Source organism: Micromonospora sp. SL1-18 (genome assembly GCF_047921505.1).
GTDB lineage: Bacteria > Actinomycetota > Actinomycetes > Mycobacteriales > Micromonosporaceae > Micromonospora.
In genome coordinates this window covers 65787-92583 of the sequence record NZ_JBLROA010000012.1, presented here as the reverse complement: position 1 = coordinate 92583, position 26797 = coordinate 65787, and the positions used below count along the sequence as shown (strand labels likewise).

Genomic DNA, 26797 nt, shown 5'->3' with positions numbered 1-26797 from the left:
CTGGGTGTCGATATGGGTGAGCGGGGCGCGTAGCGTGGGGTCATGGCCCGCCGGATCCCGCGCTGGCTCGCCCGCGCACCCATCCCGCTCTATCGGCACGGCATCGGCCGGCTGCTCACCCGCCGGCTGATGATGCTCGAGCACCGGGGCCGACGCTCCGGGCTGCCCCGGTACGTGGTGCTGGAGGTGGTCGACCGGGAGCCCGGCGTGCTCTTCCTGGTTTCTGGGCACGGTCCCCGCTCCCACTGGTTCCGCAACCTGCAGGCCGATCCCCGGGTGCGGGTGTGGAACGGCCCGGATCGCGGCATTCCGGCGCGGGCGACGGTGCTGCCCGGGGAGGAGACCCGGCAGCGCCTGGAGCGCTACCGGCAGCGCAGCCGCCGGGCCGCGGCGGCGCTGGGTCGCGCGCTGGACATCCCGGAGCTGCGCGGCACCGGCCCGCTCCCCGCCGACGTGGCGCAGCGCCTCCCGTTGGTCCGCCTGGTGTTCGCCGACGGGTGAGTTGCCGCAGGCGGGCGACGCTGCGCAAGGTATACGTCACCCCGGCGCGCTGACCGGTCGCCGTGGCCGACGGTCCGGTGCGGCCCCGGTCAGGGCAGGCGGGCCTCGAGCCGGCCGTTGACCACCCGGGTCGGCAGGAGCACCTGGTCGTTGGCGGCCGGCCCGTGCACCACCTCGCCACCGTTGAGCCGGAATGTGCTGCCGTGCCACGGGCACACCACGCAGTCATGGCCGTCGATCTCCTGCACCTGGCCCTGGCCGAGCGGGCCGCTCTGGTGCGGGCAGCGCTCCAGCATCACGGTGACGTCGTCGCCGTGCCGGTAGAGGATCACCGACACGTCGTCGATCTCCCGGGTGACGAGCTGCCGCTGCGGCAGGCCGGCCATGTCGCCCAGCGGGTGCCACCCCTCGCTCATCAGGTGCATCTCCGAGATACTCTGGCTGACCTGCGCCCCCTGCTTGTACGCGAGGTGCCCACCCAGGTACGCCCCACCGCTCGCCGCGGTCAGCCCCGCGTACGCCAGCGCCTTGCCCATCCCGTGCCGGCCGTTGCGTCGGGCGACCAGCGATCCGACGTAGCACGCCAGGGCGACGTTGTTCGCGGCGGCGTGCACCATGCCGACCCGACGCTGGTCGCGGGACAGGGCGGCCCAGTCGTTGAGCCCGGCGACGGCGGCCGGCAGGGCGCTTACCGTGCCGACCCCGATCAGCGTGGTCGCCGCCCGGCGCTGCCCGGGCATCAGGTCGAGCACCGCGGCACTGATCCAGGCCCCGACGGGCACCTGCACCATCGCCGGGTGCAGCGGATGCCCCAGCCAGACACCGTGCAGAAAGTCCCGAATCCGCTGCCCACGCAGCGTGCCCTGGACGGCCCGCTGGAGCCGGTCGCCGATCCGGTCGAGCCGGGAGGCCTGTTCGAGTTTCATCAGAAGTCCGCGCACGTGGTCCGACTTCCCGGCAGTTGGGGCCCCAAACCGGGCGGCCCCCACGAATCACCCCATCGGGTGCCTCAACCCTGCCACCGGTCGCGGTGCCCGGCGGCGGCGAGCAGCTGGGGCGTACGGCAGCCGTGGCGGACCAGGTCGGAGACCGGCTGGCGGTAGGTAACGCGGCCGAGACCAAGCCAGGCAATCGGCCAAACGCCGGGCGGGATGCCGAGCAGGTTGGCCAGGAATGACTCACGGCAAGCAGAGCCAGCCTGTCCGACCCCAACTCAGACCTCTTATCCATTCTGGACAGACACCCAGCATCACAGGGCTATGACTGCCAGTTGCGGTGGCGATCATCGATCACTAGCATGAGCGTGCGCCAATACGGCGGGCGTCGCGTGCTCGTACGAGACGGACCCGAGCATGAGGAAGGTCCGGGGCGCGGGCAGCACCACCACCTACTCCGGCCCTGACTGCACGTTCGGTGCCAGCAACGGTTGGATCAGCTACGACTACAACTGATCAATACCAGCACTGAGGTGAAGGAGTGTGGGCCAGGGGCCCGCACTCCTTCACCTCATGTTCGTGAAATGAGAGTCTCTCTATGAGTGTCGTGCTCGACGCGCTGTCCCAGGGCTATGGAATGTCCACCGTCATCGACAATCTCAGTGTGACGTTGCGGCCGGGAATAACCGCGTTACTGGGTCCCAACGGGGCGGGTAAGACGACGTTGCTCCGTACGCTGGCAACCGTCATGCCGCCGCGGAACGGCGCAATCCGGATCGACGAAATCGAGATAGACAGCGAGCGGTCGGCTCGCCGGGTTCGCGACCGGATCGGCTATCTGCCGCAGGACTTTGGCTTCGACCCGCAGATGAAGGTTGCCGACTTCGTGACGTATGCGGCATGGATGCGGGGAGTGCCGCCCAATCAGTGGCGACGAGCGGTCGATGAAGCGTTGGAAATGGTGGACCTCACCGATCGGCGGAAGTCAAAGATGCGCAGCCTCTCCGGCGGCATGCGCAGGCGCGCCGGTATCGCCTGGGCGATCGTGGGGCGACCGCGACTGGTGCTACTGGACGAGCCCACGGTCGGTCTGGACCCGCGCCAGCGGCTGCAATTCCGGAAGATCATCTCAGGGCTCGGTGACACGGTCGTGGTGCTCAGCACCCACCTCATCGACGATGTCGGGGCGGTCTGCGACCGGGTGATCGTGATGCACGGCGGAGCGGCCAGGTTCGACGGCACGGTCGCCGAACTGGAAGCCCTGGACCATGACGATCTCCCCGGCCACTCTCCGCTGGAACGGGCGTACATGCACCTGCTGCCCGAGGGGGAGCAGGAACTGTGAGTACGGTGTGGCTACACGTGCGTAACTCCCCGATCCGCTGGGCACTGCCGGTGCTCGTCGTCGTCGACCTGGCGGTGCTGTTCCTACGGAACCGGCACTGGATCGGCGTCTGGCCGGAGACCGGCGCCGCAGCGCAGGTGCCCGCGTATCTGTTGGGCATTGTCGGAGCGGGGGCGGTGGCCTGGTCGGCGGGCGCGCCGCAGCGGCACGGGCTTGAGGAACAACTGAGGTCCGCGCGGGTCCACCCCGTGGTTTCGGAGGCCCACCGTCTCGGCGCGACCATCATCGTGCTATTGATCCCGTATCTGATCGGTCAGGCGGTGGCCTTCGCCATCACCGCCCGGGCGTTCCCGCCGGGCGTGCACCTCTGGCTGGGCTACCTCCTACTTGGCCTGTTCGTGATCCTGTTGGCGGTCGCGCTTGGCTGGGCATGCGGCCAACTGTTCGGGCCCGTGTTCGCCGCTCTCGTGGCGACGTTGGGCTTCCTGTTCCTGACTGCCTTGCTGGACCGGGTGGGGTTCGTCGTGATCTCCGGTTACCCTGAGGTGGCGGTCGATCCGTTGCCGCTGGCGCTGCGGCTGGGGTCGGTCGTGGCACTGTTGCTGGTCCTGCTGTGGCTGTCCGCCGCAGGTGCCGCGGGACGGGTTAGACGGAGGGCGTGGACGCTGGTCCCTGCGGTTCTGCCGCTCGTTGCAGTCATGCTGACCACCAACGTGGTGGCCGACCGGAAACCACCAGGTAACAAGGTGACCTGCGTCGAAGGGTCGACGACCCTGTGTATCTGGCCGGAACATGAGAAGTATCTGCCGCAGCTTCGCGAAGTCAGTGCGCGCATCGACCTGCTGCCCGACGTATTCGTCCGGCCGCCGCGCATCAACGAGGTCGGCCTCCAGAAGACCCGATACATCGGGCCGGACGGGAAGGAATACCTCGGTTATGAGGCGGGGCCGCCGATCTTCAACATCCTCGAGGGGAGTCCGTGGTCCTATGCCGGTGACATAGGCATCGCGATCAACGCATCAACCTTCGGGTTCCAGGACTTTCAGGCCTGCGACTGGCAGAAGATCACCTCATCGGACCAGGCCCGGCTCTCCGCTGTCCGGGCCTGGTCGGAAACGTATCTGGCCGGCGGGGGCAGTCCGGACTACCACACCAATGCTCCCGCAGAGATGCAGCAGGCGTGGGCGAAGGGACGGGAGGTCGCCGGCAACCCGTCTCGCGCCGATCAGTTCCGGTGGGCTGAAGGAGAGGTGAACTATCTTCGTGGCCGTTACTGTCAGCCGGGACGCTGAGGTATCAGCAGAAACGACCCCGGTCCGCTTGTTCCTCGCGGTCCGGCCAGCCCGGACCGTACTGGCCGTCACCGTTCTCCTGGGCGCGCTCACCGCCTGGTTCGGTCTGGTCGAAACGCCGATACCCGCAGCAGTCGAACAGGGCAAGGCGACCATCCCCCTGTGGCGCATGCTCACCATGGGCGTCGCCATAATGCCGGTCCTTGCGTTACACAGCCCGCTTGCCAGCCTGGAGCTGGTAGCCACCCGACGGCTTCGTTCCATGCAGCGGCTCTACCTCGCCGGCCTGGGTATCGGCTCTGTGGTGATCTTCCTGGGCATCTGTACGTTCGCAATGCAGCCGGCGATAGTCGGGATCATCGCGCGGTCGTGGATCGCCTGGTTCGGGCTGGCCCTGGTCGCAGGAGCAACCTTGGGATGGCGGCTCGCCTGGGCACTGCCGTCGATAGTGGCCATCGTGCTGTTCTACTGGGGATACACCGGAAGCCAGCAATACCGGTGGTGGGAGTTCAGCGCCCGGCCATACGACGATCTACCCAGCCTCATCCTGAGCACCACACTGCTTGCCGCCGGCCTGATCGCGTACGCGGCGACACCGTGGCGTCGCCGCCGCTGGACACGCTGGCGCCCCTGAAGTCTTGTGGGGTCTGTGCTGCCATGTTCCTGCCAACGCACCCCCGTCGGATCAATCATCGACGGGGGTGCGGGGACCTCGCCGCCGCGCCCTGCCGCCCGGCAACCGGATTTGGAGTGGATCAACAGCGGGATTCAGCGCGGTTCCGGCGTGGCGGCGCCGGTTGTGCTGGACTGGATGACGATGCTGCCGGCGGGATTTCGCTGCACCCAGTCGTGCGCCGACTGTTCGGCCACGTCACGCATCACCACCCTGCCGCCCTTGAGTCGGGGATACGAACGTGGCGTCACCAGCACACCAACAACCCCCCACGCCAGCCCCGCGCCGACGCTCACCCAGAGCTGCCAGCTCGCGTAAAACGGGGTACGAGGCAAATCCGATACGATTCGAATGAACCCCTCCACGGCGTACTCCACGTACAAGAGCATGACCGCGAGGTAGACCCACCAAATAGACCCTGCCATGACTGACGTGATCCGGTACCGGGCAACAGCCTGCTCCGACACCGAGATCTCCAACGGTCTCGTGCTCAGCCTGGACACCGGGCAGACCACCGTGGCCCTGCACGGCGGGCGCTGCGGGTCGTCGATCGCCAGGTTTGGGGGTACAAGATTTTCCACGGCGGTCGCCGCCACCACGACAGACACTCTGCGATCGCCCTGTGGTTTCGCCATCACACACGCGCCTTCATGAGAGGTTTGCGCCCTGGTGTCAGGGGCCGGTCCAACACCCGCACCAGGTGAGCCGATCAAGGCCCGACCCCGACAGATGTCGATGAAACATCGTCGGTCACTGTACGGGCCTCGTGCAATGGCTCGCCGGCCACGGCTGACGCCTCACCGCAGTGCAACGCTCGCAAGCCGGTCAGCGGGCCCGCGCCCAGGCGAGGAAGCGCTCGGTCAGATCGGCCGGGGCGACGCTGCCGTTGAGCTGTGACAACTGCGTGCCGGCCTCGGCCATCAGCGTGCTCAGGTAGACCAGCAGCGCCGTCCGGTCCTGCCGGTACTCGACGAGCAGCGCGAGCCGTGCCGGCTGGCAGGGCCACTCCGCGCCGCAGCGCCGGCAGCGCCACAGCGGACGCATCGGCAAATGGGGGCGAGCGGCGCGGCTCATCGCGCGCCGCCGTTCCGCCGCCACCCGCCGGCCCGCCCCCGCTGCGCCGGCGTGAGGTTGCCCGCGCGCCGTGCCCGTTCTTCGGGCCCGTGTCGCCAGAACCGGATACGCATCTCCCTTCGCCTCACGGATGGATGGGCCGCCCCGACACCGTTGGCGGGGCGGCCCGCGCTGACGCTGACCGCCGGGCTGCTTCACCTCCACCGGCCGCGCCGTCCTGCGCAACACACTGCCGAGGGTGTTCAGACAGAAACACCGCGTAGCGGTATGGTCGGCAGATATTCGAGACGTCCAATGGGGAGGGACCGTGAACGATGCGCTACGGGTGGCGCTGAGCGAGACCGGGTACACCACCGAATCTCTGGCCGAGCGCGTAGGGGTTGACCCGAAGACCGTGGGCCGCTGGCTGAGCGAGGGCCGGATCCCGCATGCGCGGCATCGGGTGGCAGCGGCGGAGGCGCTCGGCCGGGACGTGGGGGACATTTGGCCGGACACTTCGAGACGTCGTGACCCGGTCTGGTTCCGTCCCTGGCAGGAAATCGAGCGCGACGCCGTGTCGCTGCGCTCGTTCGAATCCCTCGTGCTGCCCGGCCTGCTGCAGACCGAGGCGTATGCCCGCGCCGTGCTCACCGGAGGTGGTCTGATCCCCCGTGGCGACATCGACCGGCTCCTTACCATGCGCCTCGCCCGTCAGGGCGTGCTGCGCCGGGACGACCCGCCCCAGTTCACGGCGGTGATCGACGAAGCGGTCCTGCGCCGGCCGGTCGGCGGACGGGGGACCATGCGGGAGCAGCTAAGTACCCTGGTAGAGGCCTGCGCGGAGCCCCACATACGGGTCCACGTCGTGCCGTCCACGGTCGGTGCCTACGCCGGGCTGAACGGCCCGTTCGTGCTCGCCACCTGCCCGGACCACCGGCTCGCCGGCTACCTCGACAACCAGCTCGAGGGACAAGTGGTTAGCGACGTCGATGACCTCGCGGCAATAATGGCCGCATGGGAAAACGTGCGCGGCGAGGCGCTCTCCCACTGGCAGTCGGTCGATCTGATCAGGGAAGTGGCGAAATCATGGAGCTGACGGGCGCCCGATGGCGCAAGAGCAGCCGCAGCAGCGGCAACGGCGGCAACTGCGTCGAGGTCGCCGACAACCTCCCCGGCCTGGTCGCCGTCCGCGACTCCAAGGACCCGACCGGCCCCACCCTCACCTTCACCCCCACCGCCTGGCGCACCTTCCTCACCGAACCACCCACCCGCGCCTGATCCGATCCGTCCCTGTTTCGGATCTTGGATAGTTTCCGTTCCAGGCGGACGGTAACTGTCCAAGATCTGGAGGCGGCCTTCAGCCGCGCCGAGCGCGATTCGTTTACGCCATCAGTTCCAAAGCGCGCAGGCCAAAAACCGCCCTCGCCGTGCCGCACCCCGCCGCACCGCACGGGCCCCGCCACCCGCACGACACGGCACCGATTCCTGGCGCGCCGGCCGCCGTCGCGGGCATGCTGACCCGATGGGGGTACGCGTCGAGCACGCCGGGCCGGTGACCACGGTGATCCTGGACCGGCCGGAGGCCCGCAACGCCGTCGACGGCCCGACCGCCCGCGCGCTCGCGGACGCCTTCCGCGCCTTCGAGGCCGACCCGAACGCGGCGGTCGCCGTGTTCTGGGGCGCCGGGGGCACGTTCTGCTCGGGCGCCGACCTGAAGGCCATCGGTACGCCGCGCGGCAACCGGGTCGAGCCGGAGGGCGACGGCCCGATGGGCCCGACCCGGATGCGCCTGTCCAAGCCGGTGCTCGCCGCCATCTCCGGGTACGCCGTTGCCGGCGGCCTGGAGCTGGCGCTCTGGTGTGACCTGCGGATCGCCGAGTCGGACGCGACGCTCGGGGTGTTCTGCCGACGCTGGGGCGTACCACTGATCGACGGCGGGACGGTCCGGCTGCCCCGGCTGATCGGCGAGAGCCGGGCCATGGACCTGATCCTCACCGGCCGCCCGGTCCCCGCCGACGAGGCGTACGCGATGGGCCTGGTCAACCGGCTGGTCGCGCCGGGCGAGGCCCGGGCGGAGGCCGAGCGGCTGGCCGCCGAGATCGCCCGGCACCCGCAGACCTGCCTGCGCAACGACCGGGCGGCGCTGCTCGCGGGCGCCGGCCTGCCCGAACCGGAGGCGATGGCCACCGAACTGGCCTTCGGCATCGAGTCCCTGATCGCCGATGCGATGAAGGGGGCGGCCCGCTTCACCGCCGGCGCCGGCCGCCACGGCGAGCCGGCAGGGTAGACCTCACTTCAGCGGCCGCAGCGCACCGACCAGGAACCGACCAGTCGTCGCCGTGGTTCGGATCATTTGAACAAGCCACTCTGCAGAATGTTGATCACCCCGGGCCCGAGCACGACGATGAACAACGACGGAAAGAGGCAGAACACCAGCGGGAAGAGAATCTTCACCGTGACCTTCTGGGCCAACTCTTCGGCCCGCTGTCGCCGTCGTACGCGCATTTCTTTGGCTTGCTCGCGCAACACCTTGGCGATGGGAATGCCCAGTTCACTGGCTTGGACCATGAGCGCGCAGAACGTCTTCAGCTCAACGACCTTCGTACGCTGGGCCAGCTGCCGCAGGGCTTCCACCCGGGTCATGCCGAGTTGGATCTCCTGGAGGGTACGGGCGAACTCGCTGGCCATCGGGCCTCGCCCGTAACGCGTCACCTGGGCCAGCGCCGCGTCGAAGCCGAGTCCCGCCTCCACGCTCACCGTGAGCGTGTCGAGGATGTCCGGCAACGACCGCTGGACCTCCTCCTGCCGGCGATAGCCGAGCTCGTAGATGATCAAGTCCGGAAGGTAGGCCCCGAGCACCGCACCGAGCACGCCACCCAGGATCACAGCCGGTAGGCCACGCAGGACTGCACCCAGACCGCCCCCGCCGAGCGCGAGCCCGACCAGCCCCAGCACCCTGACCTCATAGACGCGGTCGATCGTCCAGTGCGCCGGGTTCCCGGCGAAATCGAGCCATCTCCGCAGCCGGTCGATCCCGCTCGTGGGCGTCAGCGCACGGCCGAGCCGGATCATCCGGGCGGTCAGCGGCGTGATCACCCGTTCGCTGAACGCCTCATCGCCCGGTCCGGCCTGCCCTGGGGAGTAGACCTGGTCGATGACGCTCAGGCCTTTGGCCACGCCAACCCGGTCGAAGCTGGCTGAGGCGACCGTGATCACGACGAGCGTGACTCCGACGAAAACGGCCGCGCCCGCCCCGATGAGGATGGCCATGCCGCTCATTTCAGACCTCCACCTTGACGACCCGAACCATCCAGAAGATCCCGACGACCATCAGGAACACGCCCGCCAGCAGCAGCGCGATACCCAGCGGCTGGGTGATCAGGGGGCGCATGTAGTCACCACGGAGGGTGAACATGAACAGGCCGAGCACGATGGGTAGTCCGATCAGTACCCACGCCGAGAGCCGTCCCTCGGCACTCAGCGCACGGACGTGGCGCTGCAGGCGGCTGCGTTCGCGCATCGTGTCCACCGTTGTCTCCAGCACCTCGGCGAGATTGCCGCCGACCTCGTGCTGGATCCGAATGGCCATGACGACCCACTTCAGATCCTCGCTCCTGACCCGCTCCGCCACCCGCAGGAGGGCGTCGGCCAGATCAGCGCCCAGCCGATGCTCCGCCAGCGCCCGGCCGAACTCCTCAGCGATCGGGTTCGGTGCCTCGCGGACCACCGTGTCGAGTGACTGGCCGAGCGAGAAACCCGACCGCAGCGATCCGGTCACCAGCTGCAAGGCGTCCGGCAGTTGCTCGGCGAACTGACGGGTCCGGCGATCGGCCCGGAACGATTGGTAGATCCGCGGGCCGAGCCAGCCGAGCAGCAACCCGAGCAACAACCCGAGCCAACCGAGTACAGCCACGCCGAGCGCGCCGCCGGTCACCACCGCACTGGCCTGGGTCAGCACCCACTCGTGCGGGCGCAGACGCATCCCTGCCTGCTCCAACCGCAGGCCGATGCGCGCGTCGAGCCCGCGGGATCGGAGCACCGAAGCGCTCGCCGCCAGCACGGTGCTGGTAACGAAGGTGGGGGAGGCTTCGGGCATGACCGGCGGCGGCTCGACTCGGGCCGGACCGAACTGGCTGATCTGCCGGATTCGGTCCTCCCTCGCCCCTGGACGCGGCCAAGCCAGCAGCAATACCAGCACCAACAGGCCGGCAAAGAAGGCCCCGGCAACCACCCAGATCGCCCAGTCCGGCAACCCGGTCCGCGCCAGATGCGGTCCGGCCACGGCCGGATCCGGCACGGGATCCGCGAACGTCACCGGCACCGAGATGGCCAGCGGCTGACCGGCGACCGCCACCGTCACGGCGAGTTCGGCGCTCTGCTGCGCCAGGCTGTTCGGAACCTGCGCTTCCACAGCGAGCAGCACGGAGAAGGTCGATGCGGCAACGCGGAACTTCTGCGTCAGCGATGCGTTATCGGCTGCGGTGAGCAGGTTTCCACCCCCGGCCTGAGCGATCGCCTTCAGGTTATTCATCCCGGCATCGGTGGCTTCGGCAGCCACGACGTCGGTGGGTATGCGGCCGGCGGCAAGGGCCTCGGCCACCTGCGATCGGGTGGCGGTCGAACTGGTGTCCGCGCCATCGGAGAGCACCAGCATCCGCCGATCCGAGTCCGGACCAAATCCGGCCTTCTCCAGCGTGTCGCGGCCAAGAAGGACGCCGTCGTAGAGGGCGGTCCGGCCCTTCGCGTTCAGCTTGTCGAGCGTCCGGGTGAAAGCGGCCCGGTCGTCGGTCGGGCGGAGCAGGACGCGTGGACTGTCCGTGACCGCGATCAAACCCAGTCGTACGTCGTCCGGCACCTTGGCGGCCAGCGCGCGGGCGGCGGTACGGGCGGCCTCCAGCCGGGCACCGGCCACCGACCCGCTCACGTCGAGAACGACCACCAACGCGCGCGGCGGCAGGTCCGCCGAGGAGCCGGCCGCGCGGCCGACCCGGTCCACGTCGGAGGGCAGCTGTGTATCACCCACGGCGACCTGTACCGTGGCCGGATCCAGCACCGAGTTGAGTGGCAGGTCGCGCGCCGCCAACAAGAACCGCACCTTGCCCGGCGACGCCGTCAGCCCGGACACGGCGAGGCTACCGGCCGGGGCGGCGGACACGGGTGACGGCGCCAGAACCATCGCCAGGACCGCAAGTACGCCGACAAGGCCGGCGGTGCGAGCGCGCCACCGGATCGCACAGTTCACAATGATCATCGGTCCCGTCATCGAAGGGGCGCGGTGAGGCCGAAGATGGCGGGATCGAGCACGACGCCCGCATCCGCCAACTTCTCGACGAAGCGCGGGCGCAGGCCGGTCGGACGAAGCATGCCCGTGAACCGTCCGTGTGCGTCCACCCCCGCCCGGTGGTCGTAAAGGAAGATGTCCTGCAGGCTGATCACATCCCCTTCCATCCCCACGACCTCGGTGATGTGCGTGATCCTTCTGGTGCCGTCGCTGAGCCGGCTCTGGTGCACGATCAGGTCGACAGCGGAGGAGATCTGCTCGCGGACGGCACGGATCGGCAGGTCCATACCGGCCATCAGGACCATGGTTTCCAGCCGGGACAGCGAATCCCGCGGGGAGTTGGCGTGCACCGTCGTCAGCGAACCGTCGTGACCGGTATTCATCGCCTGCAACATGTCGAGCGCCGCGCCGTCGCGGACCTCACCCACCACGATCCGGTCCGGGCGCATCCGCAGCGCGTTGCGGACCAGGTCCCGGATTGTCACTTCGCCACGGCCCTCGATGTTCGGGGGACGGGCCTCGAGCCGCAACACGTGCTGTTGGTGCAGATGCAGTTCGGCGGCGTCCTCGATCGTGATGATCCGCTCGTCGGGTGGCAGGAAGTGCGACAGCACGTTGAGGGTGGTGGTCTTGCCGGTACCGGTACCGCCGCTGATCAAGATGTCCAGGCGCCCACGTACGCACGCGGCGAGCAGATCGGCCACTGGCCGGCTCAGCGTGCCGAACCCGATCAGGTCCCCGATGCCGTAGGGGTCGGCGGCGAACTTCCGGATGGTCAGCTTCGCCCCGTCGAGGGCGACCGGAGGCAGCACGGCGTTGACCCGGCTGCCATCCGGCAGCCGGGCGTCCACCATCGGGCTGCTCTCGTCGACCCGCCGCCCCACCCGCGCCACGATCTTGTCGATGATCCGCCTCAGGTGTTCCTCGTCGAGGAAAGCCGCTTCCACCGGCGAGATGCGCCCGCCGCGCTCCACGTAGATGCGGTCCGGCCCGTTGACCATGATCTCGTTGATGTCCGGGTCGCGCAGCAGCGGTTCGATCGGGCCGTGGCCGAGGACATCGTCGCAGATCTCGGCGGTGATCCGACTCCGTTCCGCGCCGGTCAGCGCCGTCTCCTCACGGGAGAGCACCGCTTGCAGCGTCTCGCGTACCCGTCGCTCCATCACCTCCGCCGAGCGCTCGCTGTAGAGCGTCGGCCCGAGGATTTCCTGGAGTTCCTGGTGGACCCGCCGGCGCAACTCCGTCAGCAGGGGTCGTGTGGCCGGGCGCCATTCGCCGGGGTCGCCCGGCTGGCGGCCGATCCGCTCGGTCAGGCTCATCGCTTACCACCCCGGCCGAACAGGCCGCGCAAACCCGGCGAGGTGGGCTTGCTCGCTTCGGTGTCGCCCAGCTGGCCGGTGGCAAAGTCCCGGACAGCCTTGCTGACCGGGTGCGACGGGTTGTCAGCCACGATCGGTATCCCTTTGTTGATCGAGACTGGAACGTCCCGGCTGGACGGCACGTGCGCCGAGATCGGGACCCGGATGACACGCTCGATGTCGGCGGCCGTCAACCCGACCTTGGCGTCCGACCGATTGAGCACCACCAGTCGCTGTTCCTTCGGCAGCCGCAGCAGATCGAAGGTGTCCAGCGTGATGCGCAGGTTCTTCAGGGCCGGGATGTCCGGCGTGGTGAGCAGAACGTGCAGATGTGACCGCTCCAGCGCGACCAGTACGTGTTCGTTGAACTGCGGTGGCGTGTCGATCACGAGATAGTCGAACATGCCACCGGCCAGCCCCAGCACTTTGGCGACGAGCTGCTGGGAGACCTGCTCCGCCTCGGTGGGGCCGGGCGGGGCGAGCAGAGCGTGCACGCCCGGGCTGTAGGCGGTGAAGATGGTACGCAGCGCCTGCTCATCAAGTTCGGCACCGAATTCGGACGCGTTGGCGATACCGCGCTGCGGTGCCAGCTGCAGCATGATCGCCACGTCGCCGAAGGCGAGATCCAGGTCGATCAGGCCAACCCGGCGGGCACCGTCGGCGGCCAGCGCGATCGCCAGGTTGGTGGCGATGGTGGTCTTGCCGCAGCCACCCTTGGCGGCGAATACCGTAATCACTTTGGCCTCCCTCTGGAGGCCGGCCTGTTCCGGGACCACCGGGCTGACCGGTGCCATCTGCCGGGAGATCTCGATCGAGCGGGCGCATGCGGCGAGCAGCGAGACCCGGTCATCGACCGGCACCACCTCGCGGACGCCCGCACGCAGCGCCTCACCCAGCAGCGCGATGTCCACCAGCGCCCGGATCAGCACCACCCCAAGGGCAGGGCGGCTGACCCGGTACTCGGCCGCGATGGCCAGTGCCTCGCGCAGTTCGACGCCCGGCCCGAGGACCACCAACTGCTCCGCGGGGCGTTCGGCGAGCAGCCGGGACAGGTCCGGGCGCGTCGTCGCCGGGTGTACGTCGCCGCCGAGCAGCACCGCTACCTGCTGGATGTCGCGGGGCTGCGGCTCGTACAGGATGGTCATGCGTTCACTCCGTCCGCTCTACCCGAAAATGGAGTGCACGTTGGAGTCCTTGTCGGTGTTCTCCACGCCGCCGCCCGGCTTGACCTCGACGGCGTCCGTGAGTAGACCCAGATAGAGGCTGCCGGTGTTGAGACCGAGGATCAGCCTCTCCGCTTCCTTCTGGTCCACCGCGAGGGTGAGCAGAAGGGTCCCGTTCCCGGACGATGCGGTCTCGCTGGTCGCGGTGTCCCTCGTGTCGCGTGGCGAGGTGTAGGTGCCGACGGCCATGACCTGGACCTTCTCCAGCAGCAGCCGGGTTCGTTGGATCTTGCTCTCCTGGCCCGCCTTGTCGAGGAGCTTGTACGTGAGGAAGATCGCGACCTCGGAGCCGGGACGCACGTATCCGGCGACCTGCTCTGGCGCACCGGTCTGCACCGTCACCGCCATCTTGCCGTCCGGCAACTCCAGCCCGCTGGTCACCTGGCTCGGCTGGCCGAAGTTCGCCTTCAGCAGGATCTGGCCCTCGGCGATGTTCGAGGTGACGACGAGCTTGTCGAACTCGGAACTCATCGCCGGCAGCGCGTCGCTGGGCACTGACGACTTCGGCATCCGCTCCGTCCGGACCAACTGGTCGGCCTGAATCCGTGCGCCGGTCGTGCCGGACTGGATTCGGGCCTCGGCGACCACCACGGTCACCGCGTCGGTGATCTGCGCCCTGGCCCGGGCGTCCGCGCTCAAACCATAAAAGAGCACTCCGGTGGTGCCGATCGCGGCAATCACGATGGCGAGCATGATGGTGATGACCCGACGTGTCATGAGGGTGCTTCCTGATCGTTCGATCTGGCAGGCGAGTTAGCCGATAATGGAGATGACGGTGGCACCGAGTGAGTCCAACGGTCCGGTTTCCACCGGCCCCGGCTGCAGGACGTTCACGAAGTAGCCGTAAATGCAGCGGGCTTCGCCGGTGCAGTACCTTTTGCCGGTCAGCCAGGATGCCCTTCGTTTCGCGGCGGGATTACCGAAAAAGTAGCCGGTGGGCACGAATGCAGCCATTCCAATGATGTTGTACTTGGCATTGTTGCCGGTGCCGGCGACGCGGTCGTAAATCGGGATATAGAGAGCTTTCGCGACCGCGGCGCCGGTGGTGATCGGACTGAGAATCGCGGTGCAGTTCTGTTCGGTACGGCCCGTCGGAGCCGCAGTGAACGACTCCGTGATGCAGCTGGCGCCACCGTCTTCTTTCAGCCACCCGAATCCGCCGGGCGCGTCCCACCCGGCAGGTCCGCTCGCACCAGGGCAGAGACTGTTTTGATCCTTCGCGTCATGGGTCCTCAGCACGATTTCATCGGCGGGACTGGGGAGCGCGTTTGGCGGATAGGGCGGCGGCGCCGGGAAACGCTCGCCGTTTTTCGTGGCGGCATCCCATTCGCATTTGGAGAAGGCCACCGCCAGGCCGGCCTTCGGCGCGCCCCAACTCACCCGGGCGCAGGCCCCGACGGTGGTGCCGTCGTAGCCGCGTTTACCCAGCAGCGTCTGCGCGAAGGACGGCGGTAGCAGCCGCGACCCGTTCCGCGTGGCGGTGGTGGTGCGCACCTCCAGGTAGCGCTTCGGGGCGGAAGGGACGCTCCCGATGCATCTGGTCAGGTTGCCTGCCGCAGCGGGACACGGAAACAGATCCCTGACACCGGCGGCGGATCCGCAGACCGTGAAAACGTTCGCTACCTGGTCCTTCCCTGCATTTTTGTTGGCGTACTGGGTAGCGATGTCCCTACGGTTCACATCGGTGCACCTGCTCATATCGGCGGCACAGGACCTGGCGACGGCGATAGCCGCCGCATCCGCGCCGCTCTGCAACTCCTCGCGCTCGACGTACAGCTGGCCGACGTCCACGACGAGCGCGAGCATGCCGAGCAGGACACCACCGGCGAACAGGACACCGAAGACGGTGGCGACACCGCCGCGGTCGTCGCCCCGCAACCGACGAAGCACACCTCGCCCCCGACGGCACGTCGCCGAGCCGGCCGAACTAGACGAATCACTCAATGTAGACATGGCATCAGACTCGTTGCCCTAAGGGTTTTCGTGCCGCCGCTACCCATGAAGAATCCCAGCGGAGTGAGGAACTGGAACTGGTACTTGACCTCTACGGCCGCGTCGTCAGTCGGCTTAGGATTGGCCGGACAAGGGGGGCCAGGCAACGGGGTGACTGCGCCCAGTTGTCTGCTGGCCTCGGCAACCCGTGCCCGGGCCTGCGTTTCATCGAAGAGAGCGTAAGCCCGGGCGCCTTCGCGAGCGGCCTGGCGGATCGTGATCTGGGCATTGAGCATCCGACCAAAATCGATGATGCCGAAGATGATGAGCAGCACCACGGGCAGCAGCAGAGCGAACTCCACCGCCGCCGCGCCTCGGTCCAGCGACCGCCTAGCCTTGCCCACCGCCGCCCTCACCAACGAGCACGTCACCCTCCCCAAGAGATGTCCGCCGTCGCGCTTGTGAACAGGTCGAGCACCCTCTGGCCGAATATCGCTATCGAGGCGGCCGCCATCACGGCGATGAAAGCAGCCAAAAGCGCGTACTCGGTCGAGATCGCCCCCCGGTCGGGACTGTCGCGTGGCGCACTGCGGCCGCCATAGCCGCGGGGACGGGCACTCACGTGCCCATCCCCGCACCGGGCCGAGAGCTTCGGCATCAAGCGCTCGCTACCGTCAGGCGCCGCCGCCGCCACCGTCGCCGCCGCCGGCACCACTGATAGTGTTAGCAATGCCGTCGAACATGGCCGACAGGTTGTCACCGAGAGCGGCGACGGCGACTGCGATGACGACGGCGATGAGCGCCACCAGCAGGCCGTACTCGACGGCGGAGGCACCCTCGTCGCGTTGCCGCAGTTTGCTCAGAAGCTTGACCATGAATGTGTCCCCTCCGCGTCCGTCCACGTCGAACGAAATTCGTTGCCGGGCGTTAAAGCTGTGCTCGGGCACGGACTGCCCGCGCCAATCGATAAACGACAGTTAACACGGCGGGGATATGCTCGCCTAAGTATCGATTAGCTGCATTCCCAGCGACGGCCGGATGGGACGCCGACCGGTCAGATCAGACCGGCCACCGGCCGGCTACCAAGCCACCGCGCAAACGGCCAGCAGTCCCCCGGCCAACAGGGCGGGGCCGAACGGCAGGTGGCTCTTCCAGCCCACCCGACCGGAGGCGACCAGGGCCAGCAGCAGGGGCGCGTTCAGCAGCCACGGCAGCAGCGCGCCGAGCAACACGGCATGCCAGCCGAGCCAGCCGAAATACCAGCTGAGCAGGGTCGCGACCTTCGCGTCACCCATGCCGTAGCCGCTACCGGACAGCAGCGCCATCCCGATGAAGACCACACCGGAGGCGAGGCAAGCCAGCAGCGCGCGGAGCCAATCGCCCCACTGTCCGGTCACGGCGGCGACAACCGCGAACAGGACCGGTGTCACCGCCAAGGCCGGCAGCACCAAGGTGTCGGGTAGACGACGACAGGCGATGTCGATCGCGGCGAGCAGCACGCCGAACACCGCGACGGCGAGAAAGAGCGGCAACACGGCTACCGGGCCCAGCGCGGCGCCGACCAGCCCGCCGGCGAGCCCAGCTGCCACGCCGGTCATCCACGCCGGGGGTCCCAACCGGACCCTGCAGGGGGGACAGGTCGACTGCACCGACAGCCAGCCACGCAGGCCCAGCCGAAGCGGGGTGCCGCAGTTGACACAGGCACCTCGAAGCGGTTCACCGAACGGTACGGCGAAGCGATAGGCGACCCGCGGCAGTAGCAGGCCAGCCACGCCGCACACGGTCGCGCACGTACCGATCAGCAACGGTGACATCCGGGGAGCGTAGCGGTCCCGGGGCGCACCGGCAGCCCTCGCGCGCCCCTACAACGCCAGGCCGATGAAGGGGGCGGCCCGCTTCACCGCCGGCGCCTGCCGCCACGGCGAGCCGGCAGGGTAGACCCCACTTCAACAGCGCCCTGGCCCGGCTGAGAGGCGAGAGCCGGGCCATGGACCTGATCCTCACCGGCCGCCCGGTCCCCGCCGCCGAGGCGTACGCGATGGGCCTGGTCAACCGGCTGGTCGCGCCGGGTGAGGCCCGGGCGGAGGCCGAGCGGCTGGCCGCCGAGATCGCCCGGCACCCGCAGACCTGCCTGCGCAACGACCGGGCGGCGCTGCGGCGGACGAAGCAGGCCGCGGCGATCGCGGGCGGCGGTCCGGCTGCTTCTTCCGGTCCGTCACGTCCCTGCTAGGCGGGGGCCAGGACAATGGTTGCCCAGGCCGGACGAGGCCTCACCTCAACGACCGCAGCGCGTCCTCGATGGCCCGGTGGAAGGTCGGGTACGCGTAGATCATGTGCCGGAGCTGGCTGAGCGGGACCGCCGCGTGCACCGCCACCACCAGGGCGGACAGCACCTCCCCGCCGGCCGGGCCGACCGAGGTGGCACCGATCAGCACGCCCTGGTCGGCGTCGGCGACCAGCTTGATGAAGCCCGCGTTGCCGGCCTTGTGGATCCAGCCCCGCGCTGAGGAGGCCAGGTCCGCGTACCCGATCTGGACGTTGACGCCGCGCTCGCGGGCCTGTTGCTCGGTCAGGCCGACCGCGCCCACCTCGGGATCGGTGAAGGTGACCCGGGGCAACGCCCGGTAGTCGGCGTACGGGACGCTGCCCGGCGCGCCGGTCGACCCGCCGGCGCTCATCGCCCCGCCGACCGCGCTGGCCACCCCGGCCGCGCCGCCGATCACGCTGGCGGTGCCGCTGGCGTCCGGGCCGCCCCTGGTCCGTCGCATGTGGTCGAGCACGTCGGCCACCACGATCGCCGCCTGGTACATCGCGATGTGGGTGAACGGGCCCTCGCCGGTGAGGTCGCCGACCGCCCAGATCCCCTCGGTGACGTGCATCCGCGAGTTCACGGGCAGGTAGCGCTGGGAGGTGTCCACGTCGACCGTGTCGAGCCCCAACTCCTCCAGGTGCGCTCTGCGGCCGGTCACCACCAGTAGCTTCTCGCCGGTGAACTCGGCATCGTCGGCGCGCACGGTGAACCGCCTCCCGTCGTGGTCGACCCGCCCGGCCCGGACTCCGATGTGGAGATCCACCCCGTCGGCGCGCAGAGCCGCCGCGGCCAGCTCGGACGCCTCCGGCTCCTCGATGGCGAGCACCCGGTCGGCCGCCTCGATCACAGTCACCCGTACGCCGAACCGGGCGAAGACCTGGGCCAGCTCCAGCCCGATCGCGCCGCCGCCCAGCACCAGCAGCGACTCGGGCAGTTCCTCTACCTCGATCGCCTGATGGTTGGTCCAGTACGGGGTGCCGGTCAGGCCATCGATCGGGGGGATCGAGGGGCGGGTGCCGGTGGCCAGCACGATCCCGTACCGCGCCTGGAAGACCTGGTCGCCGACGCGTACCCGACCGGGGCCGTCGAGCCGGCCGCTGCCCCGGACGAATCGGCCGCCCTTGCCGGTGAACCGCTCGACCGCCACCTTGTCGTCCCAGGTGTCGGTGGCCTCCTCGCGGATCCGCCGGGCCACCGGTGCCCAGTCGGGCCGGACCTGCGCGGAACCCGCCAGCTCGTTGACCCGGTGCGCCTCCGCCAGCGCGTTCGCGGCCCGGATCATCATCTTGCTCGGCACGCAGCCCCAGTATGGGCACTCGCCGCCGACCAGGTCCCGCTCGATCCCGACGACGGTGAGGCCGGCCTCGGCGAGCCGCCCCGCCACCTCCTCGCCGCCGACGCCGAGCCCGACCACGACCACGTCCACCAGTTCCGGCTCCGCCATCCCGCCAGCATTCCGCACCGGCGGGCCAGCAGCCAGCATCCGCCGCCGATATGTGTTAGTAGGGGGCCCCTATACAACGCCAGGCGTTAACAGGGGGCCCCTCCTTTCAACCGGGCCGGGGACCGCGACGGGGGTGCCGGGCGGGGTGAGCAGGGCTCGCGCGGCCACCGCCATCCGCCGTCCCCCGGCTACGCGGGCCCGCCGCGCGAACACGTCGTAATCCTGGGCGGCCACCTCGTCGAGGATCCCGCCGTATAGCGCGTACGCGGTGCGCATGCAGGTCTGCGAGGCGTCGGTCAGCAGGGGGATGCCCGGCGCGGCGGCCGCGTAGTGGGCTTGGGCGCGGGCCACCTCATACCGGATCAGCTCGCGGATCGCCGGCGTGCTGTGCCCGACCGCCCGGGCCGCGAGCAGGTCGTCGCGGGTGACGTCGAACCTGGCCAGGTCCTCGTCGGGCAGGTAGGTGCGCCCCCGGTCCAGGTCCTCGGCCACATCCCGGATGAAGTTGGTGAGCTGGAACGCGAAGCCGAGCTGGCGGGCCGGCTCCCGGGCGGCGGCCGGGTCGGAGCTGCCCAGGATCGGCAGCATCATGGTGCCGATGACGGCGGCCGAGCCCTCCATGTAGTCGAGCAGGTCGGTGTAGCTCGGGTAGGACGTGACGGTCAGGTCCATCGCCATGCTGTCCAGGAACGCCGCGAAGTCGGCGCGATCCAGCTCGAAGACGGCGATGGTGTGCAGCACCGCCGGGAGCAGTGGGTCGTCGACCGGCTCTCCGCGCAGCCCGGCGGCGAAGTGGTCGGACCAGTCCTGCAGCCGGGCGGCACGAGCGGCCGGCGGGAGTTCCTCGGTCCGGTCGACGATCTCGTCGGCGTGCCGGGTGAATCCGTACAGGGCGTGGACATGCCGCCGTTTCCACGCGGGCAGCAGCCGGGTGGCGAGATAGTAGGTCCGACCGTGGCGCCTGTGCAGCTCGCGGCAGCGGTCATAGGCAGCCGTGAGATCGGCGTCCACCCACCCTCCCTCAGATTCGACGCAGCAATCGACGCAACTCGTAACAATAGGGTACTCTCGCCCCCATGGCCAACGACGCCGTTACGGCTCATGCGCTACGTGTGCCGACGCAGGCCGGAGCGGCGGACGGTCCAACCCGCGGCGTCCTGCCCGCGTTCCCCGACGACCTGGTCACGCGGATCGACGACACCCTGGCAGCCTTCCTGGCCGCCGAGGTCGCCGCACTCACCGAAATCGACACCGCGCTGCGCGGCTTCGCCGTGGCGGCCCGCGACTGCGTGCTGGCCGGCGGCAAGCGGGTCCGCCCGATCTTCGCGTACTGGGGGTGGCGCGGGGTGATCGGCGCCGACGGGCCGCTGCCTTCGGTGCTGCCGGCGCTCGCCGCGCTGGAGCTGCTGCACGCCTTCGCGGTGGTGCACGACGACGTGATGGATGCCTCCGACACCCGACGCGGTCGACCCACCGCGCACCGCGCCGCCGCCGCCGGGCACCGGGCGGCCGGGCACGCCGGTGACCCGGAACAGTTCGGCGAAGCGGTCGCCGTGCTCGTCGGGGACCTCTGCCTGGTCTGGGCCGACCGGCTGATGGCGCAGGCCACCGTGCCACCGGCCCGGCTGCTCGACGTGCGGCGCTGTTACGACCAGATGCGGATCGAGACCGTCGCCGGGCAATACCTCGACGTGCTCGGGGAGCACGACGCGGCGAGCTGGTCGGTGGAGCGCGCGCTGCGGGTGGCCCGCTACAAGACTGCCAGCTACACGGTCCAGCACCCACTGCTCTTCGGCGCCAGTCTGGCCGGGGCCGAGGCGGACGCGCCGCTGATCGCCGCGTACACCCGCTACGGGCTGGCCGTGGGCGAGGCGTTCCAGCTCCGCGACGACCTGCTCGGCATCTACGGGGACCCGGCCACCACCGGCAAGCCGGCCGGGGACGACCTGCGTACCGGCAAGCCGACCACGCTGCTGATGCTGGCCCGGCAGCTCGCCACCCCGTTCCAGCGCCGCGCTCTGGACCGGGCCGGCACGGTCACCGGCGTACGCGAGGTGACCGGGTTGGCCGAGCTGGTCGCCGACACCGGAGCGGTGGCCCGGGTCGAGCGGATGATCACCGAGCGGGTGGCCGAGGCGCTGACCGCGCTCGACACCGCCCCGATCGACGGGGCCGCGCGCACCGCGCTGGCGAGTCTCGCCCATGCCGCCGCCCAGCGGCGGGCATGATGGGCAGTTACGTAAGGGAGGTTGCCGCGTGCGGATCGTAACCGGACGCACGGACCGGGTGGTGGTCGTCGGCGCCGGCCTGGGCGGGCTGGCCTGCGCGCTGCACCTGGCCGGCAGCGGCCGGCAGGTGACCGTCCTGGAGCGGGAGGCGGTGCCCGGCGGGCGCGCCGGCCGGCTCAGCGTCGACGGGTACGAGTTCGACACGGGCCCCACGGTGCTCACCATGCCCGACCTGATCGCCGAGGCGCTCGGCGCGGTCGGCGAGGAGCTGGCCGACTGGCTCGACCTGACCCCGCTGGACCCGGCGTACCGGGCGTACTACCCGGACGGGTCGACGCTGGACGTCATCACGGACACCACCCGAATGGCCGTCGAGATCGCCCGGGTCTGCGGCTCCCGCGAGGCCGAGGGCTACCTGCGGTTCGTCGACTACGCCCGCGACCTGTGGCGGTGGGAGCGGGCCGACTTCATCGAACGGAACCTGGACACCCCGACCGATCTGCTCACCGCCAACCTGGTGAAGTTGCTGGCCAACGGGGCATTCCGGCGACTCCAAACGAAGATCAACCAGTTCTTCCGCGACCCGCGTACCCAGCGGGTCTTCTCCTTCCAGGCCATGTACGCCGGCCTCGCGCCGCACGACGCGCTGGCCATCTACGCGGTCATCGCGTACCTCGATTCGGTGGCCGGGGTGTGCTTCCCGCGCGGCGGCCTCCACGCGGTCTCCCAGGCGATGGCCGGCGCGGCGGAGAAGCACGGCGTGCGGATTCGGTACGGCACCAGCGTGACCCGGGTGGAGACGGCCAACGGCCGGGCCACCGGAGTGGTGACCGCCGACGGCGAGTTCGTCCCCACGGACGTCGTGGTGCTCAACCCGGACCTGCCGGTGGCCTACCGGGACCTGCTGCCCGCCGGCCGGCGGCGCCGGCTCACCTACTCGCCCTCCTGCGTGGTGCTGCACGTCGGATCGACACAGGCCTATACGAAGATCGCCCACCACAACATCCACTTCGGGCGGTCGTGGCGAGGCACGTTCGACGAGGTGATCCGGCGAGGCGAGCTAATGACCGACCCGTCGCTGCTGGTGACGAACCCGAGCCGGACCGACCCGTCGGTGGCCCCGGCCGGGCGGCACACATACTACGTGCTCGCCCCGGTGCCGAACCTCGACCGGGCGCCGTGGCACTGGCGGGGCGACCTGACCCGCCGCTACACCGACCAGCTGATCGGGACCCTGGAGCAGCGCGGCTACGTCGGCTTCGGCGCCGGCGTCGAGGTGCTGCGCACGATCACCCCGGCCGAGTGGGCGGAGCAGGGCATGGCCGCCGGCACCCCGTTCGCCGCCGCGCACAGCTTCTTCCAGACCGGGCCGTTCCGGCCGTCGAACCTGCACCGGGGGCTCGGCAACGTGGTCTTCGTCGGCTCCGGCACGCAGCCCGGGGTGGGCGTGCCGATGGTGCTGATCAGCGGCAAGCTCGCCGCCTCGCGGATCACCGGAGCCACCCGGTGAGCGCGGCGGAACAACACGATCCCGAAGAAAGGGCCGGTGCAGTGACTTCCCGCGAAGGACACCTGGTGGAGTTGGTCGACGACGCCGGGCACGGGCTCGGCGAGGACACCGTGGCCGCCGCCCACCAGAGGCCAGGCCGGCTGCACCGCGCGTTCTCGGTGCTGCTGGTCGACCCGGAGGGGCGGATCCTGCTCCAGCAGCGGGCCGCCGTCAAGACCCGCTTCCCGCTGCGCTGGGCCAACTCCTGCTGCGGCCATCCGCTGCCTGGCCAGCCGCTGGCCGAGGCCGCCAACCGCCGGCTGGCCGAGGAGCTCGGCGTCGCCCCCGTCGACCTGACCGAGGTCGGGGTGCACCTCTACCACGCCGAAGACCCGGCAACCGGCCGCGTCGAATTCGAGTACGACCACGTGCTGCGCGCGGACGTGCCGGCCGACCTGCCCACCCGGCCCGACCCGGCCGAGGTGGCCACCCTACGCTGGGTCGACCCGTACGAGCTGGAGGCGGATCTCGCCGTCGACCCGCACACGTACGCGCCGTGGCTGGGCGGGGTGGTGAACCGGCTGCTGCGTCCGGCACAGCCCGCCGCCGACGGGACCGGCCCGATACCGTCCGGTACGCCCGCCGATGAGGCAGCGGAGCGGTCGGGTGGCCGATGAGGCGCTGAGCGCGGGTACCGTCGCGCGCCGACTGGGTGTCGCGGTCACCACGCTGCGCACCTGGCACCAGCGCTACGGTCTCGGTCCCAGCCGGCACGTACCGGGGCAACACCGGCGCTACACCCCGGCCGACCTCGCGCGCCTGGAGATCATGCGGCGGCTCACCGTGGACGGGGTGAGTCCGGCCGAGGCGGCCCGCTGGGCCCGGCAGGCGCCGGTGCTGGCCCCACCCGAGCGCCTCGGGCGGCCGGACCGGACGAGCGTCACCCGGGCCGGCGGCGGGACGACCATCCCGGTCGGCCGGGCCGGACCGGCCGCCCGCGGGCTGGCCCGCGCCGCGATGCGGCTGGACTCGGCGGCCATCGGCGAGGCGATCGCGCATGCCCTCGCCACCGACGGTGTGGTGGCGACCTGGGACGGGTTGCTCCGGCCGGTGCTCGCCGGCATCGGCAAACGGCACGCCGCCACCGCCGGGCTGATCGAGGTGGAGCACCTGATGTCCCGCTGCGTGTCTGAGGCGTTCGCCACAGTGACCAGGACGCACCCAGCCGCCGGCCCGGCCCCCATCTTGCTCGCCTGTGCCGACGAGGAGCAGCACACGTTGCCGCTGGAGGCGCTGGGCGCCGCCCTCGCCGAGGTGGGTGTGAGCTATCGCATGCTGGGCGCACGGGTGCCCGTGCCGGCCCTGGTCGAGGCGGTCACCCGGACCGGGCCGGCGGCCGTCGTGCTCTGGTCGCACACCCGGGCGACCGCCGGTCCGCACCAGCTCTCCGCGCTGCTCGCCGCTCACCGCCGGCCGGTGCTGGTGCTCGCCGCCGGGCCGGGCTGGCAGGCCGACCGCCTGCCGGCCGGCGTGGTCCGGCCGATGGACCTGGCCGAGGCGGTCTCGCTGGCGACGGCCATACGCGATACGCAGGACCGACCTACGACGGCCTGACCGCCTCTCCCACTCCCGCGCCGCGTCCAGTACGGTCGTAGGTCCGCATACTCCGACCCCTCTCGGGAGCGACGATGCGTTCACGCGCCGTGCTGGCGCTCGCTCTCGGCTTGGTGTTTTTCCTCACCAGCTGCGGCAGCCCCGGCAAGACCCCACACCAGGCGGGCGCTCCACCTGCCGCTGCCTCACCGACCTCGGCGCCGGACCCGACGCCCACCCGTACCACCAAGCCGAAGCCGAAGCCGAAGCCGAAGCTGCGGCCGCTGCCGAAGACGCTGCCCGCCGGGCTGCACCGCCGCAGCGGCGACAAGGCGGTGGCGCTGACCTTCGACGACGGGCCGGATCCGCGGTGGACGCCGCAGATCCTCGACCAGCTCCGGGCGGCCCACGTCACCGCGACGTTCTGCCTGATCGGGAAGCAGGCAAAGCGCTACCCGGAACTGGTGGCGCGGATCGTCCGGGAGGGTCACCAGATCTGCAACCACAGCTGGCGGCACGACATGGACCTCGGCCGGCGATCCGCCGCGGAGATCAAGGCCGACCTGGTGCGGACAAACCGGGCCATTCGCGCCGCCGTGCCGGATGCCGAGATCACCTGGTTCCGCCAGCCTGGTGGCCGGTGGACAACCGAGGATGTCGAGGTGGCGCGCAAGCTCGGCATGCGCCCGCTGCACTGGCACGTCGACCCGCAGGACTGGAACCATCCCACCGCGAAGACGATCATCCAGCGGGTGGAGGCGGCGACCCGTCCCGGCTCGATCGTGCTGATGCATGACGGGGGCGGCGACCGGAGCCAGACCGTGGCCGCCTGCCGGAAGCTGATTCCCGACCTGAAGCGGCGGTACGGGATCGCCCGGCTCCACTGACCCCGCCCTGACCTGCGGTTCCACTCGCCGATGCGGGCAGGGGGATACCGGTTTGGTCGACCGACGGGGCATGACATATGCTTCTCATGCCTCCGGCGGGGCCGGATGGGAGCAAGTCCGTCTGAAGTTGCGATGTGCAATGATGGCGGGGCCGCCCTCATCGTCTAGCGGCCCAGGACGCCGCCCTTTCAAGGCGGTAGCACGGGTTCGAATCCCGTTGGGGGCACGGTCCGGCTCAGGCCGGATGCAACACCAGCCAGGTCCTGTGGAGCAGTCGGAGTGCTCGCCGCCCTGTCAAGGCGGAGGTCGCGGGTTCAAGTCCCGTCAGGACCGCAAGCGCTGACGCCGCGCTAACCATGCGCGGCGTTCTGCGTATCGGCCCGTGCTGTAGCATGAGCCGAGCACCACGGCCAGGTAGCTCAGTTGGTACGAGCGTCCGACTGAAAATCGGAAGGTCGGCGGTTCGACCCCGCCCCTGGCCACATAGCCTTTCGCCGGGCTACAACGGCCCTCGCCTCACGGTGGGGGCCGTTCGGCGTCTGGGCCCGATGGCCCTCTAGTCGGGAAACCCTTTTCCAGCGTCGGGAACCGGACGCTCGCCAAGCTGCGCAGTGGGGCAGCAGCCGGTATGGTCCGGGCCTATGGGACAGGGGATGGCCGATCCGGATGAGGTCCGCCAGGAATTCGACCGTTTCTCCCTCCGTAGCAAACTTCTTACCCCAGCCCCCGCCGAGCAGGCGTACGCGGTCTTCACCGGGTCGCTGACCGACTGGTGGGTACGCGAATACACCTGGTCCGGGCCGGAGGCGCTGGCCGAGCTGGGGATCGAGCCCCGGGACGGGGGGATGCTCTACGAGATCGGCCCGTACGGCTTCCGGAACGACTGGGGCCGGGTGCTGACCTGGGATCCGCCGCGCCGGCTCGTCTTCAGCTGGCAGATCGGGCCGGACCGGGTGCCGGTGCCGGATCCGGCGCGGGCCAGCGAGGTGGAGGTGCTCTTCCTGCCCGAAGGGCCGGAGCGGACCCGGGTCGAGGTCGAGCATCGGCACTTCGACCGGCACGGCGCGGCCGCCGAGGGCTACCGCGAAGCGCTCACCGCCGGCTGGCACGAACTCCTCTGCCGCTATCTCGCCACGGTCGCCCGCAACGGCTGCTGACCGGCGGAATGCCGGTGAGGCGCGGCCCGCTTCGCCCACCACGTCACCGGGTCCCTCGCGTGCCCGGCAGCCGACGCGACCTGGCCGGGCCTCAG

At 70.0% G+C, this 26797-nt stretch carries 27 protein-coding genes, 3 tRNA genes and 1 pseudogene; 17 read left to right on the top strand and 14 right to left on the bottom strand.

Going from position 1 to position 26797, the window contains the following annotated elements; all coding sequences use genetic code 11:
- Positions 1-42 precede the first annotated feature (42 nt).
- Complete coding sequence (locus tag ACNAW0_RS08285) at positions 43-501, top strand: nitroreductase family deazaflavin-dependent oxidoreductase (RefSeq protein ID WP_416287140.1); 459 nt, start codon at positions 43-45, stop codon at positions 499-501.
- Positions 502-590: 89 nt separating this feature from the next.
- Here ACNAW0_RS08285 and ACNAW0_RS08280 read toward each other — a convergent pair whose 3' ends face one another.
- Entirely contained in the window at positions 591-1442 is an 852-nt protein-coding gene (locus ACNAW0_RS08280) for a Rieske 2Fe-2S domain-containing protein (protein ID WP_416287139.1), read from the bottom strand.
- A 592-nt stretch (positions 1443-2034) separates the two neighbouring features.
- Between ACNAW0_RS08280 and ACNAW0_RS08275 the strand changes: the two genes are divergently transcribed.
- From ACNAW0_RS08275 to ACNAW0_RS08265, 3 genes are read left to right on the top strand one after another with little or no spacing between them, the layout of a single operon-like run.
- Positions 2035-2781, top strand: a complete 747-nt coding sequence (locus ACNAW0_RS08275; RefSeq protein ID WP_416287138.1) for an ATP-binding cassette domain-containing protein — start codon at positions 2035-2037, stop codon at positions 2779-2781.
- Between the two features lie 17 nt (positions 2782-2798).
- Positions 2799-4073 carry a hypothetical protein gene (locus tag ACNAW0_RS08270; RefSeq protein ID WP_416287137.1) on the top strand — a complete coding sequence of 425 codons (1275 nt, stop codon included), beginning with the start codon at positions 2799-2801 and terminating at the stop codon, positions 4071-4073.
- Positions 4045-4707, top strand: coding sequence for a hypothetical protein (locus ACNAW0_RS08265; RefSeq protein ID WP_416287136.1), 663 nt, complete (start codon positions 4045-4047; stop codon positions 4705-4707). Before ACNAW0_RS08270 ends, ACNAW0_RS08265 begins: the two co-directional genes overlap by 29 nt.
- 134 nt (positions 4708-4841) lie before the next feature.
- On the opposite strand, the gene ACNAW0_RS08260 is transcribed toward ACNAW0_RS08265, so the two are convergent.
- Positions 4842-5345, bottom strand: coding sequence for a hypothetical protein (locus ACNAW0_RS08260; RefSeq protein WP_416287135.1), 504 nt, complete (start codon positions 5343-5345; stop codon positions 4842-4844).
- A 226-nt stretch (positions 5346-5571) separates the two neighbouring features.
- Positions 5572-5790 carry a flavin reductase gene (locus ACNAW0_RS08255; protein ID WP_416287134.1) on the bottom strand — a complete coding sequence of 73 codons (219 nt, stop codon included), beginning with the start codon at positions 5788-5790 and terminating at the stop codon, positions 5572-5574.
- Positions 5791-6127: 337 nt separating this feature from the next.
- On the opposite strand from ACNAW0_RS08255, the gene ACNAW0_RS08250 reads away from it, so the two are divergent.
- From ACNAW0_RS08250 to ACNAW0_RS08240, 3 genes are all read left to right on the top strand, one after another.
- Complete coding sequence (locus tag ACNAW0_RS08250) at positions 6128-6895, top strand: helix-turn-helix domain-containing protein (protein WP_416287133.1); 768 nt, start codon at positions 6128-6130, stop codon at positions 6893-6895.
- Positions 6886-7077, top strand: coding sequence for a DUF397 domain-containing protein (locus tag ACNAW0_RS08245; RefSeq protein WP_416287132.1), 192 nt, complete (start codon positions 6886-6888; stop codon positions 7075-7077). Before ACNAW0_RS08250 ends, ACNAW0_RS08245 begins: the two co-directional genes overlap by 10 nt.
- A 244-nt stretch (positions 7078-7321) precedes the next feature.
- Positions 7322-8086 (top strand): crotonase/enoyl-CoA hydratase family protein, encoded by a 765-nt coding sequence (locus tag ACNAW0_RS08240; protein ID WP_416287131.1) that lies wholly within the window; start codon positions 7322-7324, stop codon positions 8084-8086.
- Between the two features lie 62 nt (positions 8087-8148).
- On the opposite strand, the gene ACNAW0_RS08235 is transcribed toward ACNAW0_RS08240, so the two are convergent.
- The 9 genes from ACNAW0_RS08235 to ACNAW0_RS08195 form a co-directional block, all read right to left on the bottom strand.
- Positions 8149-9078 (bottom strand): type II secretion system F family protein, encoded by a 930-nt coding sequence (locus ACNAW0_RS08235; RefSeq protein WP_416287130.1) that lies wholly within the window; start codon positions 9076-9078, stop codon positions 8149-8151.
- A gap of 1 nt (position 9079) precedes the next feature.
- Entirely contained in the window at positions 9080-11050 is a 1971-nt protein-coding gene (locus ACNAW0_RS08230) for a type II secretion system F family protein (protein WP_416287129.1), read from the bottom strand.
- A gap of 8 nt (positions 11051-11058) precedes the next feature.
- Positions 11059-12399: a CpaF family protein gene (locus ACNAW0_RS08225; RefSeq protein WP_416287128.1), complete on the bottom strand. Its 1341-nt coding sequence runs from the start codon at positions 12397-12399 to the stop codon at positions 11059-11061.
- The gene (locus tag ACNAW0_RS08220) at positions 12396-13583 is read right to left on the bottom strand and encodes an AAA family ATPase (protein ID WP_416287127.1); all 1188 of its coding nucleotides are present in this window, start codon (positions 13581-13583) and stop codon (positions 12396-12398) included. The genes ACNAW0_RS08225 and ACNAW0_RS08220 overlap by 4 nt, the downstream gene beginning before the upstream one ends.
- An 18-nt stretch (positions 13584-13601) precedes the next feature.
- Positions 13602-14378 (bottom strand): Flp pilus assembly protein CpaB, encoded by a 777-nt coding sequence (gene cpaB, locus ACNAW0_RS08215; protein WP_416287126.1) that lies wholly within the window; start codon positions 14376-14378, stop codon positions 13602-13604.
- Positions 14379-14414: 36 nt separating this feature from the next.
- Entirely contained in the window at positions 14415-15539 is a 1125-nt protein-coding gene (locus ACNAW0_RS08210; RefSeq protein WP_416287125.1) for a pilus assembly protein TadG-related protein, read from the bottom strand.
- Positions 15540-15601: 62 nt separating this feature from the next.
- Entirely contained in the window at positions 15602-15955 is a 354-nt protein-coding gene (locus ACNAW0_RS08205) for a TadE/TadG family type IV pilus assembly protein (RefSeq protein ID WP_416287124.1), read from the bottom strand.
- 312 nt (positions 15956-16267) lie between these two features.
- The gene (locus tag ACNAW0_RS08200; protein WP_416287123.1) at positions 16268-16468 is read right to left on the bottom strand and encodes a Flp family type IVb pilin; all 201 of its coding nucleotides are present in this window, start codon (positions 16466-16468) and stop codon (positions 16268-16270) included.
- Between the two features lie 204 nt (positions 16469-16672).
- Positions 16673-17182, bottom strand: coding sequence for a prepilin peptidase (locus ACNAW0_RS08195; RefSeq protein ID WP_416287122.1), 510 nt, complete (start codon positions 17180-17182; stop codon positions 16673-16675).
- A gap of 368 nt (positions 17183-17550) precedes the next feature.
- On the opposite strand from ACNAW0_RS08195, the pseudogene ACNAW0_RS08190 reads away from it, so the two are divergent.
- A pseudogene (locus ACNAW0_RS08190) lies at positions 17551-17757 on the top strand (enoyl-CoA hydratase-related protein); the annotation flags it as partial.
- Positions 17758-17863: 106 nt separating this feature from the next.
- Here ACNAW0_RS08190 and ACNAW0_RS08185 read toward each other — a convergent pair.
- Both ACNAW0_RS08185 and ACNAW0_RS08180 read right to left on the bottom strand, forming a co-directional pair.
- Complete coding sequence (locus ACNAW0_RS08185; protein WP_416287121.1) at positions 17864-19348, bottom strand: dihydrolipoyl dehydrogenase family protein; 1485 nt, start codon at positions 19346-19348, stop codon at positions 17864-17866.
- Between the two features lie 69 nt (positions 19349-19417).
- Complete coding sequence (locus ACNAW0_RS08180; RefSeq protein ID WP_416287120.1) at positions 19418-20359, bottom strand: phytoene/squalene synthase family protein; 942 nt, start codon at positions 20357-20359, stop codon at positions 19418-19420.
- 65 nt (positions 20360-20424) lie between these two features.
- Between ACNAW0_RS08180 and ACNAW0_RS08175 the strand changes: the two genes are divergently transcribed.
- The 9 genes from ACNAW0_RS08175 to ACNAW0_RS08135 all read left to right on the top strand — a co-directional run bounded on the left by ACNAW0_RS08175 (position 20425) and on the right by ACNAW0_RS08135 (position 26702).
- Complete coding sequence (locus ACNAW0_RS08175) at positions 20425-21576, top strand: polyprenyl synthetase family protein (RefSeq protein WP_416287119.1); 1152 nt, start codon at positions 20425-20427, stop codon at positions 21574-21576.
- Between the two features lie 28 nt (positions 21577-21604).
- Positions 21605-23086, top strand: coding sequence for a phytoene desaturase family protein (gene crtI, locus ACNAW0_RS08170; RefSeq protein ID WP_416287118.1), 1482 nt, complete (start codon positions 21605-21607; stop codon positions 23084-23086).
- 41 nt (positions 23087-23127) lie between these two features.
- Positions 23128-23742 (top strand): isopentenyl-diphosphate Delta-isomerase, encoded by a 615-nt coding sequence (gene idi, locus ACNAW0_RS08165; protein ID WP_416287117.1) that lies wholly within the window; start codon positions 23128-23130, stop codon positions 23740-23742.
- On the top strand, positions 23732-24679 hold the full coding sequence (locus tag ACNAW0_RS08160; RefSeq protein ID WP_416287116.1) for a MerR family transcriptional regulator: 948 nt from the start codon (positions 23732-23734) through the stop codon (positions 24677-24679). Before idi ends, ACNAW0_RS08160 begins: the two co-directional genes overlap by 11 nt.
- 74 nt (positions 24680-24753) lie before the next feature.
- Positions 24754-25545 carry a polysaccharide deacetylase family protein gene (locus ACNAW0_RS08155; RefSeq protein WP_416287115.1) on the top strand — a complete coding sequence of 264 codons (792 nt, stop codon included), beginning with the start codon at positions 24754-24756 and terminating at the stop codon, positions 25543-25545.
- Positions 25546-25698: 153 nt separating this feature from the next.
- Positions 25699-25771: transfer RNA gene (locus ACNAW0_RS08150), tRNA-Glu, on the top strand.
- Positions 25772-25804: 33 nt separating this feature from the next.
- Positions 25805-25878 (top strand) — tRNA-Asp (locus tag ACNAW0_RS08145).
- A gap of 75 nt (positions 25879-25953) precedes the next feature.
- Positions 25954-26027 (top strand) — tRNA-Phe (locus tag ACNAW0_RS08140).
- Positions 26028-26186: 159 nt separating this feature from the next.
- Positions 26187-26702: an SRPBCC family protein gene (locus ACNAW0_RS08135; protein WP_416287114.1), complete on the top strand. Its 516-nt coding sequence runs from the start codon at positions 26187-26189 to the stop codon at positions 26700-26702.
- Positions 26703-26797: the final 95 nt, after the last annotated feature.